This window comes from Pseudomonas vlassakiae, assembly GCF_014269035.2.
Taxonomy (GTDB): domain Bacteria; phylum Pseudomonadota; class Gammaproteobacteria; order Pseudomonadales; family Pseudomonadaceae; genus Aquipseudomonas; species Aquipseudomonas vlassakiae.
In genome coordinates this window covers 163,070-189,127 of the sequence record NZ_JABWRP020000001.1, presented here as the reverse complement: position 1 = coordinate 189,127, position 26,058 = coordinate 163,070, and the positions used below count along the sequence as shown (strand labels likewise).

At 63.7% G+C, this 26,058-nt stretch carries 20 protein-coding genes; 4 read left to right on the top strand and 16 right to left on the bottom strand.

The window, feature by feature from the left end; genetic code table 11:
• Positions 1 to 24: 24 nt before the first annotated feature.
• The 7 genes from rpsA to mtnA form a co-directional block, all read right to left on the bottom strand.
• Positions 25 to 1,701 carry a 30S ribosomal protein S1 gene (gene rpsA / locus HU738_RS00840; protein ID WP_012313291.1) on the bottom strand — a complete coding sequence of 559 codons (1,677 nt, stop codon included), beginning with the start codon at positions 1,699 to 1,701 and terminating at the stop codon, positions 25 to 27.
• Between the two features lie 124 nt (positions 1,702 to 1,825).
• Positions 1,826 to 2,512 (bottom strand): (d)CMP kinase, encoded by a 687-nt coding sequence (gene cmk / locus HU738_RS00835; protein WP_054886603.1) that lies wholly within the window; start codon positions 2,510 to 2,512, stop codon positions 1,826 to 1,828.
• Complete coding sequence (locus HU738_RS00830; protein WP_186602048.1) at positions 2,509 to 4,749, bottom strand: bifunctional prephenate dehydrogenase/3-phosphoshikimate 1-carboxyvinyltransferase; 2,241 nt, start codon at positions 4,747 to 4,749, stop codon at positions 2,509 to 2,511. Before HU738_RS00830 ends, cmk begins: the two co-directional genes overlap by 4 nt.
• 137 nt (positions 4,750 to 4,886) lie before the next feature.
• The gene (gene pheA / locus HU738_RS00825; protein WP_085675434.1) at positions 4,887 to 5,981 is read right to left on the bottom strand and encodes a prephenate dehydratase; all 1,095 of its coding nucleotides are present in this window, start codon (positions 5,979 to 5,981) and stop codon (positions 4,887 to 4,889) included.
• Entirely contained in the window at positions 5,981 to 7,066 is a 1,086-nt protein-coding gene (serC, locus tag HU738_RS00820; RefSeq protein ID WP_186602057.1) for a 3-phosphoserine/phosphohydroxythreonine transaminase, read from the bottom strand. The genes pheA and serC overlap by 1 nt, the downstream gene beginning before the upstream one ends.
• A gap of 260 nt (positions 7,067 to 7,326) precedes the next feature.
• Positions 7,327 to 10,089 (bottom strand): DNA gyrase subunit A, encoded by a 2,763-nt coding sequence (gyrA, locus tag HU738_RS00815; RefSeq protein WP_186602060.1) that lies wholly within the window; start codon positions 10,087 to 10,089, stop codon positions 7,327 to 7,329.
• A 417-nt stretch (positions 10,090 to 10,506) separates the two neighbouring features.
• Complete coding sequence (gene mtnA / locus HU738_RS00810; protein WP_186602061.1) at positions 10,507 to 11,583, bottom strand: S-methyl-5-thioribose-1-phosphate isomerase; 1,077 nt, start codon at positions 11,581 to 11,583, stop codon at positions 10,507 to 10,509.
• Positions 11,584 to 11,695: 112 nt separating this feature from the next.
• On the opposite strand from mtnA, the gene ubiG reads away from it, so the two are divergent.
• The 3 genes from ubiG to HU738_RS00795 are packed head-to-tail and all read left to right on the top strand — an operon-like array spanning position 11,696 to position 13,869.
• Complete coding sequence (gene ubiG / locus HU738_RS00805; RefSeq protein WP_027918179.1) at positions 11,696 to 12,394, top strand: bifunctional 2-polyprenyl-6-hydroxyphenol methylase/3-demethylubiquinol 3-O-methyltransferase UbiG; 699 nt, start codon at positions 11,696 to 11,698, stop codon at positions 12,392 to 12,394.
• A 2-nt stretch (positions 12,395 to 12,396) separates the two neighbouring features.
• A complete protein-coding gene (gene mupP / locus HU738_RS00800) occupies positions 12,397 to 13,068 on the top strand; it encodes an N-acetylmuramic acid 6-phosphate phosphatase MupP (protein ID WP_176507383.1) in 672 nt (223 codons plus the stop codon).
• Between the two features lie 60 nt (positions 13,069 to 13,128).
• On the top strand, positions 13,129 to 13,869 hold the full coding sequence (locus tag HU738_RS00795; RefSeq protein WP_186602062.1) for a YciK family oxidoreductase: 741 nt from the start codon (positions 13,129 to 13,131) through the stop codon (positions 13,867 to 13,869).
• 121 nt (positions 13,870 to 13,990) lie between these two features.
• On the opposite strand, the gene HU738_RS00790 is transcribed toward HU738_RS00795, so the two are convergent.
• The 7 genes from HU738_RS00790 to HU738_RS00760 all read right to left on the bottom strand — a co-directional run bounded on the left by HU738_RS00790 (position 13,991) and on the right by HU738_RS00760 (position 21,830).
• Positions 13,991 to 14,776 (bottom strand): iron-containing redox enzyme family protein, encoded by a 786-nt coding sequence (locus HU738_RS00790; protein ID WP_176507385.1) that lies wholly within the window; start codon positions 14,774 to 14,776, stop codon positions 13,991 to 13,993.
• A gap of 40 nt (positions 14,777 to 14,816) precedes the next feature.
• Positions 14,817 to 17,273 (bottom strand): EAL domain-containing protein, encoded by a 2,457-nt coding sequence (locus HU738_RS00785; RefSeq protein ID WP_186602063.1) that lies wholly within the window; start codon positions 17,271 to 17,273, stop codon positions 14,817 to 14,819.
• A gap of 222 nt (positions 17,274 to 17,495) precedes the next feature.
• A complete protein-coding gene (locus HU738_RS00780; RefSeq protein ID WP_186602065.1) occupies positions 17,496 to 19,328 on the bottom strand; it encodes an ABC transporter ATP-binding protein in 1,833 nt (610 codons plus the stop codon).
• The gene (locus HU738_RS00775) at positions 19,321 to 19,953 is read right to left on the bottom strand and encodes a DsbA family protein (RefSeq protein ID WP_186602067.1); all 633 of its coding nucleotides are present in this window, start codon (positions 19,951 to 19,953) and stop codon (positions 19,321 to 19,323) included. The genes HU738_RS00780 and HU738_RS00775 overlap by 8 nt, the downstream gene beginning before the upstream one ends.
• 3 nt (positions 19,954 to 19,956) lie before the next feature.
• Entirely contained in the window at positions 19,957 to 20,889 is a 933-nt protein-coding gene (trhO, locus tag HU738_RS00770) for an oxygen-dependent tRNA uridine(34) hydroxylase TrhO (RefSeq protein WP_176507389.1), read from the bottom strand.
• 109 nt (positions 20,890 to 20,998) lie between these two features.
• Positions 20,999 to 21,295 carry a BolA family protein gene (locus tag HU738_RS00765; RefSeq protein WP_176507390.1) on the bottom strand — a complete coding sequence of 99 codons (297 nt, stop codon included), beginning with the start codon at positions 21,293 to 21,295 and terminating at the stop codon, positions 20,999 to 21,001.
• Between the two features lie 10 nt (positions 21,296 to 21,305).
• The gene (locus HU738_RS00760; RefSeq protein WP_027918170.1) at positions 21,306 to 21,830 is read right to left on the bottom strand and encodes a DUF2059 domain-containing protein; all 525 of its coding nucleotides are present in this window, start codon (positions 21,828 to 21,830) and stop codon (positions 21,306 to 21,308) included.
• Between the two features lie 152 nt (positions 21,831 to 21,982).
• Between HU738_RS00760 and HU738_RS00755 the strand changes: the two genes are divergently transcribed.
• The gene (locus tag HU738_RS00755) at positions 21,983 to 23,377 is read left to right on the top strand and encodes a class II fumarate hydratase (protein ID WP_186602068.1); all 1,395 of its coding nucleotides are present in this window, start codon (positions 21,983 to 21,985) and stop codon (positions 23,375 to 23,377) included.
• Positions 23,378 to 23,448: 71 nt separating this feature from the next.
• Here HU738_RS00755 and HU738_RS00750 read toward each other — a convergent pair whose 3' ends face one another.
• Positions 23,449 to 24,402 carry a DMT family transporter gene (locus tag HU738_RS00750; protein WP_186602070.1) on the bottom strand — a complete coding sequence of 318 codons (954 nt, stop codon included), beginning with the start codon at positions 24,400 to 24,402 and terminating at the stop codon, positions 23,449 to 23,451.
• Between the two features lie 117 nt (positions 24,403 to 24,519).
• Positions 24,520 to 26,013 carry a polyphosphate:AMP phosphotransferase gene (pap, locus tag HU738_RS00745; protein WP_099814765.1) on the bottom strand — a complete coding sequence of 498 codons (1,494 nt, stop codon included), beginning with the start codon at positions 26,011 to 26,013 and terminating at the stop codon, positions 24,520 to 24,522.
• Positions 26,014 to 26,058 lie beyond the last annotated feature (45 nt).

Here is a 26,058-nt window from a genome sequence, read left to right as displayed (position 1 = left end):
CCCTTTTTACCGATCAAACAGAACTCAGTTCTGCTTGGCCATAGCTTCGCGCAGCAGCGCGGCCATGGTGGTGTCGGCAGCCGCTTCCGGAGCGTTTTTCAGGCTCTGGATGGCTTCACGCTCTTCAGCGTCGTCTTTCGACTTGATCGACAGGCTGATGACGCGCGATTTGCGGTCAACGCTGATGATCTTGGCTTCGATCTCTTCGCCTTCCTTCAGGACGTTACGCGCGTCTTCAACGCGGTCACGGCTGATTTCGGAAGCTTTCAGAGTGGCTTCGATGTCGTCGGCCAGGGTGACGATGGCGCCTTTGGCGTCAACTTCTTTCACGATGCCCTTGACGATAGCGCCCTTGTCGTTGACAGCAACGAAGTTGGAGAACGGATCGTCTTCCAGCTGCTTGATGCCCAGGGAGATGCGCTCGCGCTCTGGGTCAACCGACAGGATGACGGTTTCCAGCTCGTCGCCCTTCTTGAAACGACGTACGGCTTCTTCGCCGGTTTCGTTCCAGGAGATGTCGGACAGGTGAACCAGGCCGTCGATGCCGCCGTCCAGACCGATGAAGATACCGAAGTCGGTGATCGACTTGATGGTACCGGTGATCTTGTCACCCTTGTTGAACTGGCCGGAGAAGTCTTCCCATGGGTTGGACTTGCACTGCTTGATGCCCAGGGAGATACGACGACGCTCTTCGTCGATGTCCAGAACCATGACTTCCACTTCGTCGCCAACCTGAACGACTTTCGACGGGTGGATGTTCTTGTTGGTCCAGTCCATTTCGGAAACGTGTACCAGACCTTCAACGCCTTCTTCCAGCTCAGCGAAGCAGCCGTAGTCGGTCAGGTTGGTAACGCGAGCCTGTACACGGGTACCTTCTGGGTAACGTGCAGTGATAGCGACCCACGGATCTTCGCCCATCTGCTTCAGACCCAGGGAAACGCGGTTGCGCTCACGGTCGAACTTCAGAACGCGTACGTCGACTTCGTCGCCAACGTTAACGATTTCCGATGGGTGCTTGATGCGCTTCCAGGCCATGTCGGTGATGTGCAGCAGGCCGTCGATACCGCCCAGGTCCACGAATGCGCCGTAGTCGGTGAGGTTCTTGACGATACCTTTGACTTGCTGGCCTTCCTGCAGGGTTTCCAGCAGGGCTTCGCGCTCGGCGGAGTTCTCGGCTTCCAGCACGCTGCGACGGGAAACGACAACGTTGTTGCGCTTCTGGTCCAGCTTGATGACCTTGAATTCCAGCTCTTTGCCTTCCAGGTGGGTGGTGTCGCGCACTGGGCGGACATCAACCAAGGAGCCCGGCAGGAACGCACGGATGCCGTTAACGTCGACAGTGAAGCCGCCCTTAACCTTACCGTTGATAACGCCCTTGACCACTTCTTCGGCGGCGAAAGCTGCTTCCAGAACAATCCAGCACTCGGCGCGCTTGGCTTTTTCACGGGACAGTTTGGTTTCGCCAAAGCCGTCTTCGACCGCGTCCAGCGCAACGTGAACTTCGTCACCGACCTTGATGGTCAGCTCGCCAGCTTCGTTGTAGAACTGCTCGAGCGGGATGACGCCCTCGGACTTCAGGCCAGCGTGTACGGTAACCCAGTCGCCGTCGATGTCGACAACGATACCGGAGATGATGGCACCCGGCTGAAGATTGAGGGTTTTCAGGCTTTCTTCAAAGAGTTCTGCAAAGCTTTCGCTCATTTTAATTCCTGTAGATTCGGGCGAAACAGACGCCCATCGCCACATTCCAGACAATGTGGGTTTGTTTTAAGTAAAGGAAAGCCGGCAGGACGTTGACTGGTGCCCCCGCCTGCTTTCCTGGCTATCAGACCAAGTCGCGCTGGGCGAGCTCGCTCCTGATACGTTGCAACACCTGCTCGATGGACAACTCGGTAGAGTCCAGCTGAATGGCATCGGCCGCTGGTTTCAGCGGGGCCACTGCACGCTGTGTGTCACGTTCATCACGCGCACGAATCTCATCTAGCAGACTCGACAGACTAACATCTTCGCCCTTGCCCTTCAACTGCAGGTAGCGGCGACGGGCGCGCTCCTCGGCACTGGCGGTGAGGAACACCTTCAGCGGCGCGTCCGGGAACACCACGGTGCCCATGTCGCGACCGTCTGCGATCAGGCCTGGCATTTCCCGGAACGCGCGCTGGCGCTCCAGCAGCGCATCACGCACTGCCGGCAGCGAGGCGACCATCGAAGCACCGGCACCGACGGTTTCGGTACGGATGACCTGGCTGACGTCCTCGCCCTCGAGAATGGTCTGTTGAAGCTTACCGGGCTGGGCGGCGATGAACTGCACATCCAGATGGGCGGCAAGCTTGGTCAGCAGCTCTTCATTGGTCAGGTCGACGCCGTGATTGCTGGCGTTGAAGGCCAGCAAGCGGTAGAGCGCGCCGGAATCCAGCAGGTGCCAGCCAAGCTCGCGGGCCAGCAGCCCGGCGACCGTCCCTTTACCGGAGCCGCTTGGGCCGTCGATGGTGATGACCGGTGCCAGGCTATTCACGCTTTGCCCTCTTCGGCGACGCGGATGCCGACGTCGGCGCACAGCTTGAGGAAGTTCGGGAACGAGGTGGCGACGTTGGCGCAGTCATGGATGCGGATCGGTGCGCTGGCACGCAGCGAGGCAACGCTGAAGGCCATGGCGATACGGTGGTCACCGTGACCGTGCACTTCGCCACCGCCAAGCTGGCCTCCCTCGATGATGATGCCGTCCGGGGTCGGCTCGCACTGGATACCCAGGGTGATCAGGCCGTCGGCCATCACCTGGATGCGGTCCGATTCCTTGACCCGCAACTCTTCGGCGCCACGCAGCACGGTACGCCCTTCGGCGCAGGCAGCGGCCACGAACAGCACCGGGAATTCGTCGATGGCCAGCGGCACCAGCTCTTCAGGGATATCGATACCCTTCAGCTTGGCACCCCGCACGCGCAGGTCGGCCACGGGCTCGCCGCCGACTTCACGCTGGTTCTCCAGGGTGATGTCGCCGCCCATCAGGCGCAGGATGTCGATCACGCCGGTACGGGTCGGGTTGATGCCGACGTGCTCGAGCACCAGCTCGGAGCCTTCGGCAATCGATGCAGCCACCAGGAAGAATGCCGCCGACGAGATGTCTGCTGGCACTTCGATACGGGTAGCGGTGAGCTTGCCACCGGATTGCAGCGAGGCGACCGGGCCGTTGCTCTCGACCGCGTAGCCGAAGCCGCGCAGCATGCGCTCGGTGTGGTCACGGGTCGGGGCCGGCTCGGTGACGGTGGTCTTGCCTTCTGCGTACAGGCCTGCCAGCAGCAGGCAGGATTTGACCTGGGCACTGGCCATCGGCAGCGTGTAGGTCAGCGCCTTCAGCTTGCTACCGCCACGAATGGTCAGCGGCGGTCGGCCGTCGGGGCCAGTCTCGACCACCGCGCCCATTTCGCGCAGCGGGTTGGCCACGCGGTTCATCGGGCGCTTGGACAGCGAGGCGTCGCCGGTCATGGTGACATCGAACGGCTGGCCGGCCAGCAGGCCGGAGAGCAGGCGCATCGAGGTGCCGGAGTTGCCGACGTAAAGCGGCCCAGGTGGCGGCTTGAGGCCGTGCAGGCCGACGCCGTGGATGGTCACGCGGCCATGGTTCGGACCTTCGATGACCACACCCATGTCACGGAATGCCTGCAGGGTCGCCAGGGCGTCCTCGCCCTCGAGGAAACCTTCGACTTCGGTCGTGCCTTCGGCCAGCGAGCCGAGCATGATCGAACGGTGGGAAATCGACTTGTCGCCCGGTACGCGGATTCGCCCGGTCAGGCGGCCACCCGGTTGGGCCAGGAAAATCAGATCGTTGGCGTTCATAGCGTCCACATAGGCCCGGCGGGCCAGGATTTTACTGAAATGCTCGCGGGCAACGCGTGCACGAGTGAAAACACCCAGCAGCTGGTGCCCGTCCCCAGCATCGACTGCGTCGCGCAAGGCGTCGAGGTCGCTGCGAAATGTGTCCAGGGTGCGCAGGACGGCCTCGCGGTTGGCGAGGAAGATGTCGTGCCACATGGTCGGGTCGCTACCGGCGATCCGCGTGAAATCGCGGAAACCTCCCGCAGCGTACCGGAAGATGTCGAGGTTTTCATTGCGCTTGGCCAGCGAATCGACCAAGCCAAAGGCCAGCAGGTGCGGCAGGTGACTGGTGGCTGCCAGCACTTCGTCATGGCGCGCCACCGGCATGTGTTCGACATCGGCATCCAGCGCACGCCACAGGCGGTCGACCAGGGCCAGGGCGGTGGGGTCGGTCTCTTCAAGCGGCGTAAGGATGACCTTGTGCCGACGGAACAGGGCAGCGTTGGAGGCCTCTACCCCGCTCTGCTCGGAACCGGCGATGGGGTGCCCGGGCACGAAGCGCGGCAGGCGCTCACCGAAGACGGCACGCGCTTCACGCACGACATTGCCCTTGGCGCTGCCGACGTCGGTGATCACGGCATTGCCGAGGTCAAGCCGGGCCAGGCGGGCGAGGACCTTTTCCATGGCCAGGATCGGCACGGCGAGCTGGATGACGTCGGCGCCGATGCAGGCGGCCGCGAGGTCTTCTTCGCAACGGTCGACCACGCCCAGCTCGACAGCCAGCTTGCGCGACGGGGCGTCCAGATCGACGCCGACCACTTCGCGGCACAGGCCGCTTTCACGCAGGCCCTTGGCGAAGGAGCCACCGATCAGGCCGAGGCCGACTACGACCAGGCGATCGATGATTGGCGCGGGTTTGGTTTTTGCTGCATTTACCACTGGTGCGAACCCTGTTCAGAAATCTAGGCAGTTCTGCGAGACCATTGGGGCGGCGTTGCCGCCCATCGCGGATAAATCCGCTCCTACGGGAGCGGTTTCAGCCGCGAGGGGCGCGGAGCGGCCCCAACAACCTCAGATCAAAGCACTGCCTTCGGATAGGAACCCAGCACCTTGAGCGCCACGGCCTCCTGGCTGATCTTCTCCAGTACCGCCTTGATCAGCGGGTCACGGTGGTGGCCGACGAAGTCGATGAAGAACACGTAGGTCCACTTGCCGCTGCGCGACGGGCGGGTTTCGATACGGGTCAGGTCGATGCCGTTCTCGTGGAACGGCACCAGCAGCTCATGCAGCGCCCCTGGCTTGTTGCTCATCGAGACGATGATCGAAGTCTTGTCATCGCCGGTCGGCGGCACTTCTTGCTGACCGATCATCAGGAAGCGCGTGGAGTTGTCCGGGCGGTCTTCGATCTTCTCGGCCAGACGAGTCAGGCCATACAGGTTGGCCGCCATATCGCCGGCGATCGCCGCCGAATTCCACTCGCCCTTGACCCGCTTGGCCGCCTCGGCGTTGCTCGAAACCGCCACGCGCTCGACATTCGGGTAGTGCGCGTCCAGCCACTTGCGGCACTGGGCCAGTGACTGGGCGTGGGAGTAGATGCGGGTGATGCTGTTGGTCTTGGTGTTCTCGCCCACCAGCAGGTGATGGTGGATGCGCAGCTCGACTTCGCCGCAGATCACCATGTCGTGCTCGAGGAAGCTGTCCAGGGTGTGGCTGACCGCACCTTCGGTGGAGTTTTCCACCGGGACGACGCCAAAGTTGACGGCACCGGCCGCCACTTCGCGGAACACTTCGTCGATGGCCGCCATCGGGCGGCTGACCACGGCATGGCCGAAGTGCTTCATGGCCGCAGCCTGGGTGAAGGTGCCCTCAGGGCCGAGGTAGGCGACCTTGAGCGGTTCCTCCAGGGCCAGGCAGGAGGACATGATTTCGCGGAACAACCGCGCCATCTCTTCGTTGCCCAGCGGGCCCTTGTTGCGCTCCATCACGCGCTTGAGCACCGCGGCCTCGCGCTCGGGGCGGTAGAACACCGGCTTCTCGCCTTCAGCCAGGGACGCGGTCTTGACCCGCGCCACTTCTTCGGCGCAACGGGCGCGATCGCTGATCAGCTCGAGGATCTTTTCGTCGAGGCTGTCGATGCGTACGCGCAGGGCTTTGAGTTCCTGTTCGGACATCAGCCGTGCTCCTTCTCGAATTCGGCCATGTAGGCCACCAGGCCTTCTACCGCGTCCAGGCCCAGGGCGTTGTAGATCGAGGCGCGCATGCCGCCAACCGAGCGGTGGCCCTTGAGGTTGAGCAGGCCACGGGCATCGGCACCGGCGAGGAAGGCCTTGTCCAGGCGCTCGTCAGCCAGGCGGAAAGGCACGTTCATCCACGAACGGGCGTTGTGGCTGATCGGGTTGGTGTAGAACTCGCTGGCGTCGATGAAGCCGTACAGGCGGTCCTTCTTGGCGCGGTTGCGCTGCTCCATGGCCTCGACGCCACCCTGCTCCTTGAGCCATTCGAACACCAGGCCCGAGAGGTACCAGGAGTAAGTGGCCGGGGTGTTGTACATCGAGCCGTTGTCGGCTGCGACCTTGTAGTCGAGCATGGTCGGGCAGCTGCTGCGGGCGCGGCCGATGAGGTCTTCACGAACGATCACCACCACCAGCCCGCTCGGGCCGATGTTCTTCTGCGCGCCGGCATAGATCATGCCGTACTGCGAAACGTCGATCGGGCGCGAGAGAATGTCGGAGGACATGTCGACCACCAGCGGGACGTCGCCGGTTTCCGGAACCCAGTCGAACTGCAGGCCACCGATGGTCTCGTTGGACGCATAGTGGACGTAAGCGGCGTTCTTGGTCAGCTTCCACTCGTTCTGGCCCGGAATGGCCAGGTAATCGTACGGCTTGGCGCTGGCGGCCACATTGACGGTGCCAAAGCGGCGCGCTTCCTCGATCGCCTTTTTCGACCAGATACCGGTTTCGATGTAGTCGGCAGTGCCGTTTTCCGGCAACAGGTTCAGCGGAATCTCCGCGAACTGCTGGCTGGCACCGCCCTGCAGGAACAGGACCTTGTAGTTCGAGGGGACGGACAGCAGGTCACGCAGGTCCTGCTCGGCCTTTTCGGCGATGGCCACGTAGTCGTCGCTGCGATGGCTCATCTCCATCACCGACAAGCCCTTGCCGTTCCAGTCCAGCATTTCGGCCTGGGCACGCTGCAACACAGCGTCAGGAAGCGCGGCAGGGCCTGCGCAGAAGTTAAAGGCTCGTTTGCTCACATCCACTCTCGCTCTGCCAAATAGAACAAAATCTTAAGTTGCGGGCCGCACAACACCCTTGTGGGAGCGGCCTTGTGTCGCGAATGGGCTGCAAAGCAGCCCCGGCAATCCATGCGTTGACGCTGGAATCAGGGGGGCCGCTTCGCGACCCTTTCGCGACACAAGGCCGCTCCCACAAAGGGCAGATTCCACAATCGCGTTGCCTGCTGTAATCAGTCAAACGGGGCGACCTTGGTCGCCCCGCTCGGGTTCACGCTTGCTTATTCCTGCGGAGCCTCTTCGGCACCTGCAGCTTCATCGTCCGGCGCATCGGCCTGGACGCCCTCCTCGTCCGTCTCGATCACATCATCGAGTTCGTCCTCGGATGGCTCCTGGATACGCTCCAGGCCCACCAGGGTTTCATCGGTGGCCAGCTTGATCAGGGTCACACCCTGGGTGTTACGACCCAGGCTCGACACCTCACCGACCCGCGTGCGCACCAGGGTGCCCTGGTCGGAAATCAGCATGATTTCCTCGCCTTCCTGCACCTGGATGGCGCCGATCAGCAAGCCGTTGCGCCCCTTGGTGCCCATGGCGATCACGCCCTGGCCGCCACGCCCGCGACGCGGGAACTTGGACAGCTGGGTGCGCTTGCCGAAGCCACGCTCGGAAGCGGTGAGGATCTGCGCGCCGGATTCCGGGATCAGCATCGAAATGATCCGCTGGCCCTTGCCCAGCTTCATGCCGCGCACGCCGCGGGCGGTACGGCCCATTTCGCGAACCACGCTCTCGGCGAAGCGGATGACCTTGCCGGCGTCGGAGAACATCATGACTTCCTTGGCGCCGTCGGTGATCGCCGCTGCGATCAAGGTGTCGCCTTCCTTCAGCTTCAGGGCGATCAGGCCGCTGGAGCGTGGGCGGGCAAACTGTGCCAGCGGGGTCTTCTTGACGGTACCGGAAGCGGTGGCCATGAAGATATAGGCGCCGGTCGGCTCAGCGACCCACTCAGGGGTGTCGCCGTCTTCCTCGTCGATTTCTTCAGCTTCGACGATTTCGCCTTCGATGACACCCTCATCACCGTCTTCCAGCTCTTCTTCCGGGTCGGCGTTCTGCTGCAGGGCCTCGAGGTCGATCTGCAGCATGGCGGTGATGCGCTCACCCTCTTCCAGCGGCAGCAGGTTGACCAGCGGGCGGCCACGGGCAGCGCGCGAGGCTTCAGGGATGTCGTAGGTCTTCAGCCAGTACACCTTGCCCTTGCTGGAGAACAGCAACAGGGTGGCGTGACTGTTGGCGACCAGCAGGTGCTCGATGTAGTCCTCGTCCTTCACGCCGGTGGCCGACTTGCCCTTGCCGCCGCGGCGCTGGGCCTGGTAGGCGGACAGCGGCTGGGTCTTGGCATAGCCGCCGTGGGAAATGGTCACCACGCGCTCTTCTTCCGGGATCATGTCGCCGTAGTTGAGGTCGTGACGGGCATCGAGGATTTCGGTGCGACGGGCATCGCCGTATTCGGCACGGATCGCTTCGAGTTCTTCACGGATCACTTCCATCAGGCGCTGGGCGCTGCTGAGGATGCGGATCAGCTCGCCGATCTGCTCGAGGATTTCCTGGTACTCGGCCAGCAGCTTCTCGTGCTCCAGGCCGGTCAGGCGGTGCAGGCGCAGGTCGAGGATGGCCTGGGCCTGTTCCGGCGACAGGTAATACTTGCCTTCACGCAGGCCGTACTGCTCCGGCAGGTCTTCAGGGCGGCAGGAATCGGCGCCGGCGCGCTCGACCATGACCTGCACGGCACTGGATTCCCACGGCGTGGAAACCAGCGCTTCCTTGGCCTCGGACGGCGTCGGCGAGGCCTTGATCAGGGCAATCACCGGGTCGATGTTGGACAGCGCGACCGCCTGGCCTTCGAGGATGTGGCCGCGTTCACGGGCCTTGCGCAGCTCGAACACGGTGCGGCGGGTCACCACTTCGCGGCGGTGACGGACGAACGCTTCGAGCAGGTCCTTGAGGTTGAGCAGGCGCGGGCGACCGTCGACCAGGGCGACCACGTTGATGCCGAACACGCTCTGCAGCTGGGTCTGCTGGTAGAGGTTGTTGAGCACCACCTCCGGCACCTCGCCGCGGCGCAGCTCGATGACGATGCGCATGCCGTCCTTGTCGGACTCGTCGCGCAGCTCGGTGATGCCTTCGATCTTCTTCTCTTTGACCAGCTCGGCGATCTTCTCGATCAGGCGGGCCTTGTTCAGCTGGTACGGCAGCTCGGTGATGACGATCTGCTGGCGGCCACCGACCTTGTCGATGTCTTCGATTTCGGAGCGGGCGCGCATGTAGATGCGGCCACGGCCGGTGCGGTAGGCCTCGATGATGCCCTGACGGCCGTTGATGATGCCGGCAGTCGGGAAGTCCGGGCCGGGGATGAACTGCATCAGCTCATCCACGGTGACGTCCGGGTTGTCGATCAGCGCCAGGCAACCATCGATGACTTCACCGAGGTTGTGCGGCGGGATGTTGGTCGCCATGCCCACGGCGATACCGCTGGAACCGTTGACCAGCAGGTTGGGGATACGGGTCGGCATGACTGCCGGGATCTGCTCGGTGCCGTCGTAGTTGGGTACCCAGTCGACGGTTTCTTTGTGCAGGTCGGCCAGCAGTTCGTGGGCCAGCTTGGTCATGCGCACTTCGGTGTATCGCATGGCGGCGGCATTGTCGCCGTCGACCGAACCGAAGTTGCCCTGGCCGTCGACCAGCAGGTAGCGCAGCGAGAACGGCTGGGCCATACGCACGATGGTGTCGTAGACCGCAGTGTCGCCGTGCGGGTGGTACTTACCGATCACGTCACCGACCACACGGGCGGATTTCTTGTACGGCTTGTTCCAGTCGTTGCCCAGTTCGCTCATCGCATAGAGAACGCGACGATGCACGGGCTTCAAGCCATCACGCGCATCGGGCAGCGCTCGCCCGACAATCACGCTCATCGCGTAGTCGAGGTAAGACTGTCTCAGTTCGTCTTCGATATTGACCGGGAGGATTTCTTTGGCCAGTTCGCCCATGAGAAGCCTGATTCCTTTTTCTGGTGAAACTTCGCAGCTCCATCAAGGGCCGAACGAAGCTCGCCGCCGCAACGCATAGAGGTGCGACGACTTACGACAAATCAATGAGTTGTTGCATGGATCTGCGCAATGAAGGCCGCCTTCGTGGGCGGTCTTGGAAACTGCCGGATGTTATCACAAAGGCGGGGCGGTGGGGAGATATGGCGCGAGGGTGCTTGCCTTGAGTTTTGTGTTGCCCGTAAGACCGCGCGCCGCCCGCGCGGCGCATCGCGGATAAATTCGCTCCTACAGTTGTTGCAACGTGCCGAACCTGTTACGCCATGGTTGCCTGCCTTGCAGGAGCGGATTTATCCGCGATGCGCCGCGCGGGCAGCGCTCGATATCACAGGCGCTGAAAATCCCACGCCCCACCCCCGATCAATGCAACCGCTTGCGGCACATCAACTGGGCCAGCTTGGCGGTATCCGGCCGCTCGACGATGCCGCGCTCGGTGACGATCACGTCGATCAGGTCGGCCGGGGTCACGTCGAACACCGGGTTGAACGCCTCTACCGGCGGTGCCACACGGGTACCGGCGTAGTCCAGCAACTCATCGGCCTCACGCTCCTCCAGCGGAATGTCCTCACCGGTGGCCAGGTTGAGGTCGATGCTGGTGCTGGGCGCCACCACCATGAAGCGCACGCCGTGGTGCATGGCACTGACGGCCAGCTGGTAAGTGCCGATCTTGCTCGCCATATCGCCATTGGCGGCGATGCAGTCGGCGCCGACCACCACCCAGGTGATGCCCTTGGTCTTCATCAGGTGGGCCAGCGCCGAGTCGGCACACAACGTCACCGGGATGCCCTCGTTGGCCAGCTCCCAGGCCGTCAGGCGCGAGCCCTGCAGCCAAGGGCGGGTCTCGCCGGCGTACACCCGCTCGACCATCCCCTCCAGATAACCGGCGCGAATCACCCCCAGGGCCGTACCGATGCCGCCACTGGCCAGGGCGCCGGCGTTGCCGTAGGTGAGCAAGGTCTGCTCGTTGCCCTGGTGGCGACGGATCAGCTCGATACCGTGCTGGGCCATGGTCAGGTTGGCTTCGCGGTCACTTTCATGGATGGCAATCGCTTCGGCTTCCAGCGCGGCCAGCACGTCTTCGGCGCCACGCACCCGCAGCAGGCGCTCACGCATGCGGTTCAGCGCCCAGAACAGGTTGGCCGCGGTGGGCCGGGCTTCGGCCAGGCTGAGGAAGTCCTCTTCCAGGTCCATTTCCCAGTCGCCACCCTGGGCCAGGCGCTCTTCTAGGGCCAGGACCAGGCCATAGGCAGCGGCAATGCCGATGGCAGCGGCGCCACGCACAGCCATGTCGCGGATCGCCGCCGCCACCTGCGCGACATTGTCGCAGGTCAGCCAGCGTTCTTCCGACGGCAGCAGGCGCTGGTCGAGCAGGTGCAGGGCGCCGCCTTGCCAGCGCATCCCGGTCACCTTCTCCGCCGCCAAAAGTCGCTCGCGCATTGCCTCTCCCCGTCGTTCGGATATCAAAAGCCGGCGATTATAGCGACCCTCGGCCGCAGACGCTCGGGTATACTGCGCCCCATTTGAAGTGCAAGTTCCAGAGGATTGTTCAATGAGCAACGTCGACCACGCCGAAATCGCCAAGTTCGAAGCCTTGGCCCACCGCTGGTGGGACCGCGAAAGCGAGTTCAAGCCGCTGCACGACATCAACCCGCTGCGCGTCAACTGGATCGACGAGCGCGTCGGCCTGGCGGGCAAGAAGGTGCTGGACGTCGGCTGCGGCGGTGGCATCCTCAGCGAGGCCATGGCCCTGCGCGGCGCCACCGTGACTGGCATCGACATGGGTGAGGCCCCCCTGGCGGTCGCCCAGCTGCACCAGCTGGAGTCGGGCGTCGAGGTCGAATACCGGCAGATCACCGCCGAAGCCCTGGCCGAAGAGATGCCCGAGCAGTTCGACGTGGTCACCTGCCTGGAAATGCTCGAGCACGTACCCGACCCGTCGTCGGTAATCCGCGCCTGCTACCGCATGGTCAAGCCCGGTGGCCAGGTGTTCTTCTCGACCATCAACCGCAACCCGAAGGCCTACCTGCTGGCCATCGTCGGCGCCGAGTACATCCTCAAGATGCTGCCGCGCGGCACCCACGACTTCAAGAAGTTCATCCGCCCGTCCGAGCTCGGCGCCTGGAGCCGTGTCGCCGGCCTCGAGGTCAAGGACATCATCGGCCTGACCTACAACCCGCTGACCAAGCACTACAAGCTCAGCAGCGACGTTGACGTCAACTACATGATCCAGACCCTGCGCGAGGAATGACCATGCGTTTGCGAGCAGTACTCTTCGACATGGACGGCACCCTGCTCGACACGGCGCCGGACTTCATCGCCATCTGCCAGGCCATGCTCGCCGAGCGCGGCCTGCCGGCCATCGATGACCAGCGGATCCGCGACGTGATTTCCGGCGGCGCCCGCGCCATGGTTGCGGCCACCTTCGCCATGGCCCCCGAGGCCGAAGGCTTCGAGGCCCTGCGCCTGGAATTCCTCGAGCGCTACCAGCGTGACTGCGCCGTGCACAGCAAGCTGTTCGACGGCATGGGCGAGCTGCTGGCCGACATCGAAAAGGGCAACCTGCTGTGGGGCGTGGTGACCAACAAGCCGGTGCGCTTCGCCGAGCCGATCATGCAGCAACTGGGCCTGGCCGAGCGTTCGGCCCTGCTGATCTGCCCGGACCACGTGAAGAACAGCAAACCCGACCCGGAGCCGCTGATCCTCGCGTGCAAGACGCTGGACCTGGACCCTGCCAGCGTGCTGTTCGTCGGCGACGACCTGCGCGACATCGAGTCCGGCCGCGACGCCGGCACCCGCACGGCGGCGGTGCGCTACGGCTATATTCATCCAGAGGACAACCCGAACAACTGGGGCGCCGATGTGGTGGTGGACCACCCGCTGGAACTGCGCAAGGTGATCGACAGCGCCCTGTGCGGCTGCTGAACACCGCCCTATGCCCTTGTGGGAGCGGGTGTCGCTCCCACGAACTCGAAGGACAGAACCATGTTCGACTACACCGCCCGCCCCGGCCTGCTCGCCGGCCGCGTCATCCTGGTCACCGGCGCCGGCCGCGGCATCGGCGCCGCTGCTGCCAAGGCCTATGCCGCCGTGGGCGCTACCGTGCTGCTGCTGGGCAAGACCGAGGCCAACCTCAACGAGGTCTACGACCAGATCGAGGCCGCCGGCCACCCACAGCCGGTGGTGATCCCGTTCAACCTGGAAACCTCCCTGCCCCATCAGTACGACGAGCTGGCAGTCATGATCGAGGAGCAGTTCGGCCGCCTCGACGGCCTGCTCAACAATGCCTCGATCATCGGCCCGCGCACGCCGCTGGAGCAGCTGTCGGGCGACAACTTCATGCGCGTGATGCATATCAACGTCGACGCCACCTTCATGCTCACCAGCACCTTGTTGCCACTACTCAAGTTGTCTGAAGATGCCTCGGTGGTGTTCACCTCCAGCAGCGTCGGGCGCAAGGGCCGGGCCTACTGGGGTGCCTACGGGGTGTCGAAGTTCGCCACCGAAGGGCTCATGCAGACCCTGGCCGATGAACTGGAAGGCGTGGCGCCAGTGCGCTCCAACAGCATCAACCCCGGCGCTACGCGCACGGCGATGCGGGCCCAGGCGTATCCGAGCGAGAACCCGCAGAACAACCCGCTGCCGGAAGACATCATGCCGGTCTATCTGTACCTGATGGGGCCGGATAGCAAAGCGGTGAACGGCCAGGCGTTCAACGCCCAGTAAGGCTTGTGTGGCCTGCTCGGCCTCTTCGTGGGTAAACCCGCTGCCACAGGATTTTCACTGCCTTGAGGCAGATGCAATACCTGTAGGAGCGGGCTTACCCGCGAAGAGGCCGGTTCAGCACTCAGCCAGCGGCCAACGCCGGGCGCATGCGCCCTTGCTGGCGCCCTTCCAGTTGCATGCACCGTTCCAGGAACAGGTACATGCAGTCATAGCTCTTGCAGATGGCCTTGCGCAGCTCGGTGCGCAGCCCCAGGGTCGGGTTCTCGCCCGCCAGCGTGCAGATGATCTCCAGCGCCTCCCACGGGTGCGCGTCGTCGTACTGGGCATGCATCTTCAACCACTTCATCGCCCGCTTGCGCTGATCCTCGGGGAAACCCATGGCGTAGGTGTCCTCAGCGCAGACCACCGCCGACCACTCGCCCGTCGCCCCTTCGATCGCATAATTGGTCGCCGCCATGGCAATCGCCAGCGACTCGGTGGTGCACACCCGCCAGCACCAGTCGTTCAGCCCGTTCAGTTCTGGCGGTACATCCTGCGCTTGCAGCTCGTGCAGGTGCACGCCATGGGCCTGGCACCAGTTGACCCAGTAGTCGGCATGGTTGAGCTCGACGCGGATATTGCGCATCAGCCAACGCCGCGCCATGTCTTCGCCAGGGTGGCGGGCATAGCGGGTCTTGGTCAGGTTATGGGCCATGTACAAGGAAAACTGCTCGACCACCGGCCAGCCACCGATCAGGTACTGGCGAATGGTCGACTGGCGCAGCTGGCCATCGCGCAGACGCTGGTAGAACTCATGTTCGACCACCCGGCGCTTGCTTTCGCGGCAATCCTCGATCAGCTGCTGGGCCCACTGGGGGTAACTGGCCGGGTCCATCAAGGGCCCGATACGTACGAATGCATCAATCACTTTTCAGCTCCTTGATCCTTGTGATTTGGCGGACGTGTGTTCAGCGAAAAGTACCTGGCGCCCGATGCAGCAAGGGCCGCGCAGCAATCCGTTGGCGCTGCAGACTGTCGCAGGTGAACACCTGCGGTCGTTCAATCAGATAGCCCTGGGCGTAATCCACGCCGATCTCCTGCAAGGCCTGCTCGATCAACGGTGTTTCGACGAACTCGGCGATGGTCCGCTTGCCCATGACGTGGCCGATGTGATTGATCACCTCGACCATGGCACGATTGACCGGGTCGTCGAGCATATCTTTGACAAAACTTCCGTCGATCTTCAAGAAGTCGACCGGTAAATGTTTCAAATAGGCGAATGACGACATCCCGGCACAGAAGTCATCCAGCGAGAACTTGCAACCCAGCCCTTTCAATTCATTGATGAAGCGGATTGCGCTGCCCAGATTGGCGATGGCACTGGTCTCGGTGATCTCGAAGCAGACCATGCGCGGCGGAATGGCATATTCGACGAACAACCGCTGCAGATACTCAAGGAACTTGTCATCACCGATGCTCGTCCCCGAAAGGTTGATCGCGCACATTGCCAACGGCCCCTCCCGCCCTTCATCCAGGCATTGGCGTATGACCTGGAAGACGTTGCGCACCACCCAGCGGTCCAGCGCCGTCATCAGGCCATAGCGCTCGGCGGCCGGGATGAAACTGTCGGGAAGGATGGTGCGACCGCTTTCGTCATGCAGGCGCAGCAGTATCTCGATATGGCCCGGCCCCTCGATGTCTTTCAGCGCGGCGATTTCCTGGCAATAGAGGCAGAAGCGGTTCTCCTCCAGCGCCACGTGCAGGCGCTGGATCCAGGCCATCTCGCCAAAGCGCATGGACAGCTCGCTGTCGTCGGCGTGGTACACCTGTACCCGGTTACGGCCCTTTTCCTTGGCCATGTAGCAGGCCATGTCGGCAGCTCGCAACGAGGCCTCCAGCGTGCCCGGCACCTGCGCGATGTGCACCAGGCCGATACTGACGGTGGTCACGAACGGCCTGCCCTTCCACACGAAGTGCAGGCTCTGCACGGCCTGGCGCAAGTTCTCGGCGATGCGCTCGGACTGTTCGGACGGGCAATTCTCCAGCAATACACCAAATTCATCGCCGCCCAGGCGCGCCAGGGTGTCACCTTCGCGCAGCCCGGACTGCAGCACCGCGCAGATGTGCCTGAGCAGCTCGTCACCCGCCGCATGGCCACTGGTGTCGTTGACCAGCTTGAACTGATCGAGGTCGAGGAACATCAGCGAATGCCGCCCGGCCTGGCGCACCAGGCTATTGAGCGCCTGTTCCAGGCGGTATTCGAATTCGCGACGGTTGGCCAGGCCGGTCAAGGCGTCATGGGTGGCTTGCCAGGACAGGTTGGCGATGTACTGGCGCTCTTGGGTCATGTCGTGCAGCACCAGCACGATGCCCGCCACCTGGTCGTTGTTGATGATCGGCGAACCGACCAGGTTGACCGAGACCGTGCTGCCATCCAGGCGCTGGATCAGCCGGGCATGCTCAGCGCCGCCCTTGAGGCTGCCGCTGAGCACCTGCTCGACCAGCGTGCTGCCTTCGCCCTCCTCCTGCTCGTCGAGCAGGCTGAACAACGCCCCCAACGGCAGCCCCAGGGCCTGCCCGGATTGCCAGTGGGTCAGCTGCTCGGCAGCGGGGTTCATGTAGCCGATATTGCCCTCGACATCGGCGGTGATCACCGCGTCACCAATCGCCTCGAGGGTGATCTGCGCCCGCTCCTTCTCTTCCCGCAGGGCATTGGCGAAGGCCTGGCGCTGGGCCAGCAGCTTGCTCGAACGGCGCCAGGCAAAGGTGATGAGGAACAGCGCAGTCAGCAGGTTGGTGACCAGCAGCACCCGAAGCAGCATCCGCGAGCCTTCGCCCAACGCATCGCTGAAGGCCTTGGCGGCCGGCGTGACGCCTTCGTTGATCGCGACGATGCGGGCTTTCCAGTCAGCGAGCTGGGCAGCGCTGACCTGCCCCGCAGCAAAACCCGCGTGCATGTCGCTGGCCAGCATATCGAGCTTGATCAGGTAATCGTCGCCGATGTTCCAGTAATCGATCGCCGTCTGCATGTAGCTGACCTGGCGAAAATTACGGTAGAACCAGATGATCCGGTCGACATCGTCCGGGTGGTTGCCCCCCTGCAGCACAGCCTGGCGGGCGCCTTGCAGGTCCGGGCTGGCCTGGTCGAGCAGTTCACGCAGTTCGTGGTCGCCCTGGGGCACGGCCATGACCTGGCGATAGCGCTGATAGGTACGCTCGTCGCGGTCATCGGCATACAGGTTGAGGTAATAGATGGCGTCTTTCTGCGCCTTGGACCAAAGGCTTTCACCGGCGACGTAGGCACGCACCGCCGACAACGCATAAAGGCTGAGGCTACCCAGCAACACCTGGAACACGACAACGGCGATGAAGGGCCAGATGATACTTGCCAACCTAGGCGCTTCTTGTGTGCGATTTCCCTTCATTTAGTCCCTGTCGCAGAGCAGATAAGACTTTGAATCAACCCAGACAAGCACAGCGTAGGCCATTTGCCATCTGAGTGGAGGGGAATTTTGTGCCTGGAGAGCGGCGCTGGATTCTTCGCGGGTAAACCCGCCCCCACCCGTACTGCACTGCGCTCGAGATCAACACAGGCGCTGTGGGAGCGGGTTCACCCGCGAACAGGCCGGATCAGGCAAATCAAGCGGTCAAGTCTGCTGCAGATGCCCATACAGCTTGGCATACAGCCCACCCTCGGCAATCAGCTGCTGATGGTCGCCATCCTCGGCCACATGGCCACCGTCGAACACCAGCACGCGGTCGGCCTGTTTCACCGCCGACAAGCGGTGCGCGATGATCAGCGTGGTGCGGCCACTGAGGAAGCGGGCCAATGCCTGGTGCAGGTTGTACTCGGTGGCAGCATCCAGCGCCGAGGTGGCTTCGTCGAGAATCACCACCTTGGGCTCGGCCAGGACCATGCGGGCAATCGCCAGGCGCTGGCGCTGGCCACCGGACAGGCGCACCCCCGACCGGCCGACTACGCTGTCCAGCCCTTGCGGCAAGGCGGCAATGGTGGCGTCCAGCTGGGCGATGCGCAGTGCCTGCCAGCACGCTTCGTCAGTGCATTCGCGGCCCATGGTCAGGTTGGCGCGCACGCTGTCGTTGAACAGCGAGGGGTGCTGCAGCACCACCGCGACATTCTCGCGCAGGGTCTCGAGGCCGATTTCCTGCAGGCTGGCACCGCCAAAGCGGATAGTCCCGGCCTGCGCGCTGTACAGGCCCAGCAGCAACTGCACCAGGGTACTCTTGCCGCCACCGCTGGCACCGACGATGGCCACCTTCTCACCGGGGGCAATGGCCAGGTTCAGCTGGTCCAGCACCGGCTCGTCGGCATAGGCAAACCGCAGGTCGCGCACCTCGATACCCACCGTCTCGCGGCCGCTGAACGGGTCACAGGACGCCGGGTACTGCGGCTCGTCGGCCCGCGACAGCAGCTCATTGAGCCGGCTCAGCGCACCGCCGGCGGCGTAGTAGGCATACTGCAGGTTGAGCAGCTGTTCCACCGGGCCGATCATGAACCACAGGTAGCTGAACACCGCCAGCATCTGGCCGATCGACAGGTCGGAAAACAGCACGGTGAGCATCGCCGCCGCACGGAAGATGTCGATACCGAACTGGAACAGCAGACCACTGGCGCGGCCGCTGGCATCGCTCTTCCATTGCGATTCCACGGCATAGTCGCGCACCTCACGGGCCCGCAGGCCAAGGCGGCCGAGGAAATAGCCCTGGCGGTTGCCGGCGCGGATTTCCTGGATAGCATCCAGGGTCTCCGACAATGCCTGGGTAAAACGCGAGGTGCTGTCGTTCTCGAGTTTCTTCAGGTGCTTGACGCGTTTGCCCAGCTGCACGGTGAAGTAGATCACCAGCGGGTTGAACAACAGGATCAGCAACGCCAGTTTCCAGTGCATCCAGATCAGGATCGCCGCCGTGCCGGTGAGGGTCAGCATGGCCACCAGGAAGCGGCTCAAGGTCTCGCCGACGAACTTGTCGAGGGTATCCAGGTCGGTGACCAGGTGCGTGGTCACGGTGCCGCTGCCGAGGCTTTCATATTCCTTCAGCGAGATGCGCTTGAGGCGCTCGATCAGGCGAATGCGCAGGCGGTAGACGATGTCCTTGGCCAAACCGGCGAACAGCTTGGCCTGCACCACGTTGAAGGCCAGCGCCGCCAGGCGCAGGCACAACGTGGCCACCAGCATCAGGCCGATGTAGCCGGCCGCCACTTGCCAGGCGCTCGGCAGCAGCTGGTTCATCCATTTCAGCGCGGCGTCGCCGTGGCCCAGCAGCACTTCGTCGACCAGCAACGGCAACAGCAATGGGATCGGCACGGCACAGCAGGCTGCCAGTACGGCGACCAGGTTGGCGGCCCAGAGGTTTTTCTTGTGATGCAGGGCCAGGCGACGGATTTCCGCCCAGCTCAGGCGATCGGACACAGCGGCGGGCTTCCCTGGCACAGGGTCGGGCGACCCTGGCAGATCAAGCACAGACGGCCTGCTGTAGCCAGCGGCCAAGCAGCGGTTGCAGGCTGGCCAGCGGCTGGTAGCCGTTGGTCAGCAACGCCAGCTGGCCGTTGCGCTCAGCCAGCAGGGTGGGGAAGCCGGCGATGCCAAGGTCCTGCACCCAGCTGAAGTCGGCGCTGGTGGCGGCGCGAATATCATGGCTAGTGAACTGCTGGGCGAAGCGCTCGCGGTCGAAGCCGGCCTGTTCGGCCAGTTCGACCAGTTGCGGGGCACGCGTGACATCCACGCCTTGCTCGTAGAAAGCGCGCTGGATCAGCCCCAGCAGCGGCCAGACACGCTCGGCATCCAGCTCGCGGGCCGTGACCAGGGCGCGGCAGGCAGGCTCGGTGTCGTAGACAAAGCCGTCAGGCATGGCGCCGTCGAAACGGAACGGTTGCCCGGTGGCCTCGGCCACCGCCTGCCAGTGCTCGAGGATGTACTTGCGGGTCGAGCCATCCAGCGCGCTGCCGCCCGTGCGCAGGCCGCCCGGCACCAGGCGGGTACTGACGCCCGCCTCGGCGGCCTGTGCGATCAGGGCCGCAGCCACAGGTGCGAAACCCCAGCACCAGGAGCACATCGGGTCCATCACATAGATCAGGCGGGCGGTCATGGTTCAAGCCTCGGCTTTGTAGTTGTAACCAATCGGGTGCGGCAGGTTGCGGGCCTTGGCCAGCTCGATCTGCTTCTGCCGATCGATGGCGCTGCGGCGGGTCTTTTCGCTCAGGGTGTCCCAGCAATGCGGGCAGCTCACGCCTGGCGAATAGTGCTCCGACTCGCGGTCCTTGGCATCGACCGGGTGGCGGCAGGCATGGCACTGATCGTACTCGCCCTCGCTCAGGTCATGGCGCACCGTGACGCGGTTGTCGAAAACGAAGCAGTCGCCGTCCCAGAGGCTCTCTTCCTGAGGCACTTCCTCGAAGTATTTCAGGATGCCACCCTTAAGATGATAGACCTCCTCGAAGCCTTCACCGAGCATGTAGCTGGAGGCTTTTTCGCAACGGATGCCGCCGGTGCAGAACATCGCGACCTTCTTGTGCTTGCTAGGGTCGAAGTTGGCCTTGATGTACTCGGGGAACTCGCGGAAGGTCTCGGTCTTCGGGTCGATGGCGCCCTTGAAGGTGCCGATGGCCACTTCGTAGTCGTTGCGGGTGTCGATCAGCAGCACTTCCGGGTCGCTGATCAGGGCGTTCCAGTCCTTGGGCTCGACATAGGTGCCGACGGCCTGGTTCGGGTCGACACCCGGCACGCCGAGGGTGACGATCTCTTTCTTGAGCTTGACCTTGGTACGGTAGAACGGCTGCTCGTCGCAGTAGGATTCCTTGTGGTCGACATCGGCCAGGCGCGGGTCGTTGCGCAGCCAGGCGAGCAAGCCGTCGATGCCCTCGCGAGTGGCCGAAACGGTGCCGTTGATGCCTTCGTGGGCCAGCAGCAAGGTGCCTTTGACGCCGTTGTCGAGCATGGTCTTGAGCAGCGGCTCACGCAGCTCGACGTAATCTTCCAGGGTGACGAACTTGTACAGCGCCGCCACGACGATAGCTTGGGACATGAAATCGGTTCTCCAGGTGGTCACCCTCGTAAGGGGCGGACCGGAATGACAAATAAAAACGCGCCGGCAAGCGGCGCGTTGTGCAGTCTAACAGAATGCCGGAAAGGATTCAGTGCCCGCCGCCAGCACACACCGGCGAGGCAGGTGCCACACCCACCTTGGCCCACTCCTCGGCCGTGTAGGTGTGAATCGCCAGGGCGTGGATCTCGCCCATCAGCTCACCCATGGTGGCGTAGACCTTCTGGTGGCGCTTGACGCTGTTGAGCCCGGCGAACTGCTCGCTGACGATCACCGCCTTGTAGTGGGTTTCCTGGCCACGGCTGTGCATGTGGCTTTCGTTGTGCACTTCAAGGTGTTGCGGGGCCAGCGCGGCCAGTTGCTGCTCGATGCGGTGCTGCATGCTCATCGGGTGTTACTCACTTCTTGGCCGGGGCGGCGGCCTTGCCAGCGTTCGGGTCCAGCTCCTTGGTCATGTCGTCGAGCAGCTTGTTGACCACAGGTACCGCCGGTTCCAGGCTGGTCTGGGTCAGCTGGGCCGACTGCTGGGTGACCTTGGGCATTTCACGCAGGACTTTCTTGCCCAGCGGCGACTCGTAGAACTTGACCAGGTCCTTGAGCTCTTGCTCGGTGAAGGTCTGGGTGTACAGGTCGACCATCTTCGGTTTCAGCTTGTTCCAGCCGATGGCGTTGTCCAGGGCAGCGTTGGCCTTGGCCTGGTAGCTCTCGAGCACCGGCTGCTTGGAGGCCGGGGCCTTGGTCTGGGCGAAACGCTGGGCGAACATCTGCTGGACCTGCATGTACACCGGAGTGCCCAGCTTGTCGGCATTGGCCAGGGTCAGGAATTTCTCGGCGGCAGCATTGTGGCTGGCGGTGGCAGCGAGTACCTGGCCGCTGGCACAGGCCAGGGCGACGGCAGCACAGAGGACACGGAGACGGGTCATTGCATTTCCTTCAGGAGGGGAGGCGGTACCTCAGAGTAGAGCATTCTGCTCCCGCAGGGGCGCAGCGCTCAAGTGGCACGACGAGCGAATGAACCGCTCGCACGCATGAGGGCCTAAACTGCTGATTCTGACTGACAAGGAGTGAACGCAGCATGAGCCGTATCGAGACAGACAGCCTGGGGCCGGTCGAAGTTCCTGAGGACGCCTACTGGGGCGCGCAGACCCAGCGCTCGCTGATCAACTTTGCCATTGGCAAGGAACGCATGCCGCTCGCGGTGCTGCACGCCCTGGCACTGATCAAGAAAGCCGCCGCGCGGGTCAACGACCGCAACGGCGACCTGCCCGCCGACATCGCCCGGCTGATCGAACAAGCCGCCGACGAAGTGCTCGATGGCGAGCATGACGACCAGTTCCCGCTGGTCGTCTGGCAGACCGGCAGCGGCACCCAGAGCAACATGAACGTCAACGAGGTGATCGCCGGGCGCGCCAACGAGCTGGCCGGCAAAGGCCGCGGCGGCAAGGCGCCAGTCCACCCCAACGATCACGTCAACCGCTCGCAGAGTTCCAACGACTGCTTCCCCACCGCCATGCACATCGCCGCCGCCCAGGCGGTACACGACAAGCTGCTGCCGGCGATCACCGAGCTGTCGTCGGGCCTGGCCGAGCTGTCGGCGCGCCACAGCAAGCTGGTCAAGACCGGCCGCACGCACATGATGGATGCCACACCGATCACCTTTGGCCAAGAGGTGTCGGCCTTCGTCGCCCAGCTCGACTACGCCCAGCGCGCCATCCGCGCCACCTTGCCGGCGGTGTGCGAGCTGGCGCAGGGCGGCACCGCCGTCGGCACCGGGCTGAACGCTCCGCATGGTTTTGCCGAGGCCGTGGCCGCCGAGCTGGCCGCCCTCTCCGGCCTGCCCTTTGTCACCGCGCCGAACAAGTTCGCCGCCCTCGCCGGCCATGAGCCGCTGACCAGCCTGGCCGGTGCGCTGAAGACCCTGGCAGTGGCGCTGATGAAGATCGCCAACGACCTGCGCCTGCTCGGTTCCGGCCCGCGGGCCGGGCTGGCCGAAGTGCGCCTGCCGGCCAACGAGCCGGGCAGCTCGATCATGCCCGGCAAGGTCAACCCGACCCAGTGCGAGGCGCTGTCGATGCTGGCCTGCCAGGTATTGGGCAACGACGCGGCAATCGGCTTTGCCGCCAGCCAGGGTCACCTGCAACTGAACGTGTTCAAGCCGGTGATCATCCACAACCTGCTGCAATCGATCGAGCTGCTGGCCGATGGCTGCCGCAACTTCCAGCAGCATTGCGTGGCCGGAATCGAGCCGGATGCCGAACAGATGGCGGCGCATCTGGAACGTGGCCTGATGCTGGTGACGGCGCTGAACCCGCACATTGGCTATGACAAGGCGGCGGAGATAGCCAAGAAGGCCTACAGCGAGGGCAAGACCTTGCGTGAGGCGGCGCTGGAGTTGAAGTACCTGACCAACGAGCAGTTCGACCAGTGGGTCAGGCCGGAGCACATGCTTGCGCCTGGCGGCAAGGGCTGAATGATGTATACCCTGTGCCGGCCTCTTCGCGCTTGAACCCGCGAAGAGGCCGGCACAGGCAACCCTTCATTTCAAACCAGGCGTGCCCTTCTGGCGCGCCACCCGGCCACCAGCGAAGGCCCCAGCGCCACCAGGCTCGACCCCGCCACCACCGTCACCGCGCCGATATAGCCCAGGGTATTGATGTCTTCGGCGTGCACATACTCAGGCCACACCACGGCAGCCAGCGCCACCGCGACAAAGGTCACCAGCGGTGTCAGCGCCAGCGTGGCGCTCACCCGTGACGCCTCCCAATGCGCCAACGCCTCGGCAAACGCGCCATAGGCCACCAGGGTATTCAGGCAACAGGCCAGCAACAGCCACCCCTGCACCGGGCTCAATTGCAGCGCCTCCAGCGGATGCACCCAGGGCGTCAACAGGGCCGCACAACTCAGGTAGATGACCATCATCACCTGCTGCGAATGCCACACCGTCAGCAGCTGCTTCTGGCTCAGGGCATAGAATACCCAGATGCTGGTGGCCAGGAGAATGGTCAGCACACCCGTGGTGTAGCTGCCCAGCGAGGTCAGCAGCTCTTCCAGGCGCTGGTTGAAGAACAGGCCGAAACCGCCCAGCAGCACCAGCAGGCCAATGCCCTGCCCCAGGCTGAAGCGCTCCTTGAACACAAACACACTGGCCACCAGCAACAACACCGGGCCGATCTGCACCACCAGCTGGGCAGTGCCCGGGCTCAGCAGGTTCAGGCCGATCAGGTACAGCACATAGTTGCCCATCAGCCCGAACACGGCGACCACGATCAGGGCCTTGCCCTTGGGCGGCAGCTTGCGCAGCGACGGCAGGCGCCGCTGGGCGGCCAGCCAGGCGAACAGCACGCCGCCGGAAACCAGCAGGCGATACCAGGTGACGGTCATCGGGTCGACCACCTGCAGCACCTGCTTGAGCTTGATCGGCAGGATGCCCCAGAGCAGCGCGGTCAGCAGTGCCAGAAACAGGCCGTAGCCCCAACGGCCGGAAGTTGTGTGCATACAGTCCTCGAATGTGCCCTTGGTGGGGGTAACCGAATTCTAAGGGCTTGGAGCACCGAGCCGGAGGAAAATGCCGGGAAATAAATTCATCGGGTCATTCCTCGGCGGCATGCCTGGCTATTTCTTGTCCTTGGCGAAAGCTGCCTCCAGGGCTTGGTTGATCGTGCGCAGCACCTTCACCCGCGCCCAGCGCTTGTCGTTGGCTTCGACCAGCGTCCACGGTGCGATCTCGCTGCTGGTGCGGTCGACCATGTCGCCAACGGCCTGGGTGTAATCGTCCCACTTGTCGCGGTTGCGCCAGTCGTCCTCGGTGATCTTGTAGCGCTTGAACGGGATCTGCTCGCGCTCCTCGAAGCGCTCCAGCTGGGTCTGCTGGTCGATCGCCAGCCAGAACTTGACCACCACCACGCCGGCATTGACCAATTGCTCTTCGAAGTCATTGATCTCGCTGTAGGCACGCATCCAGTCGGCCGGCGTGCAGAAGCCCTCCACCCGCTCCACCAGCACCCGGCCGTACCAGGACCGGTCGAAGATGGTGAACTTGCCGCGCGCCGGGATGTGCCGCCAGAACCGCCACAGGTAAGGCTGCGCACGCTCTTCTTCGGTGGGCGCGGCAATCGGCACGATGCGGTACTGGCGCGGGTCCAGCGCGGCCGCCACGCGGCGGATGGCGCCGCCCTTGCCGGCGGCATCGTTGCCTTCGAACACCGCCACCAGGGCATGCCGGCGCATGCGCTTGTCGCGCAGCAGGCCGGCCAGGCGGGCTTGTTCGGTGACCAACTGCTCCTGGTAGTCTTGCTTGTCCAGGCGCACGCTCAGGTCCAGGGCACCGAGCAGGCTGCGCTGATCGATGCTCCGGCCCAGCGGAGCGACGTTGCCCTGGTGCTTGCCCTTGGGGTTGTTGGCCAGCGCCGCCTGCAGGCTTTCCAGCAGGATGCGCCCCACCGCCAGGCTGCGGTAGTTCGGGTCGACGCCTTCGACGATATGCCACGGCGCGTAATCGCGGCTGGTGCGGCGCAACACGCGTTCGCCGAAACGCACGAAACGGTCGTAGGTTTCCGATTGCTGCCAGTCCAGCGGGCTGATCTTCCAGCTGTGCAACGGGTCGTCCTTGAGCGATTTCAGGCGCGCCTTCATCTGCTTCTTGGACAGGTGGAACCAGAACTTGATGATCAGTGCGCCTTCGTCGCAGAGCATCTGCTCAAGCCGTTCGGCACCGGTGATGGCCTGGTCGAGCACGGCGTCCTTGAACTGGCCATGGACCCGCCCCTGCAGCATCTGGCTGTACCAGTTGCCGAAGAACACACCCATCCGCCCTTTGGGTGGCAACGCTCGCCAGTAACGCCAGGCCGGTGGCCGGGCCAGTTCTTCATCGGTCTGCTGGTCGAAGGTGAGCACGTCGATCATGCGCGGGTCCATCCACTCGTTGAGCAGCTTGACCGTTTCGCCCTTGCCGGCGCCTTCGATGCCATTGATCAGCACGATCACCGGGAACCGCGCCTGCTGTTTGAGTTCGTATTGCGCCTCAAGCAGCGCTTCGCGCAAGGCAGGCACTTCTGCGTCGTAGGTTTCCTTGTCGATGCTGTGACCGATTTCTGCGGATTCGAACATGCACTGGCTCCTTCATTGGATAAGCAAGACTAGCGGATTTGCGTA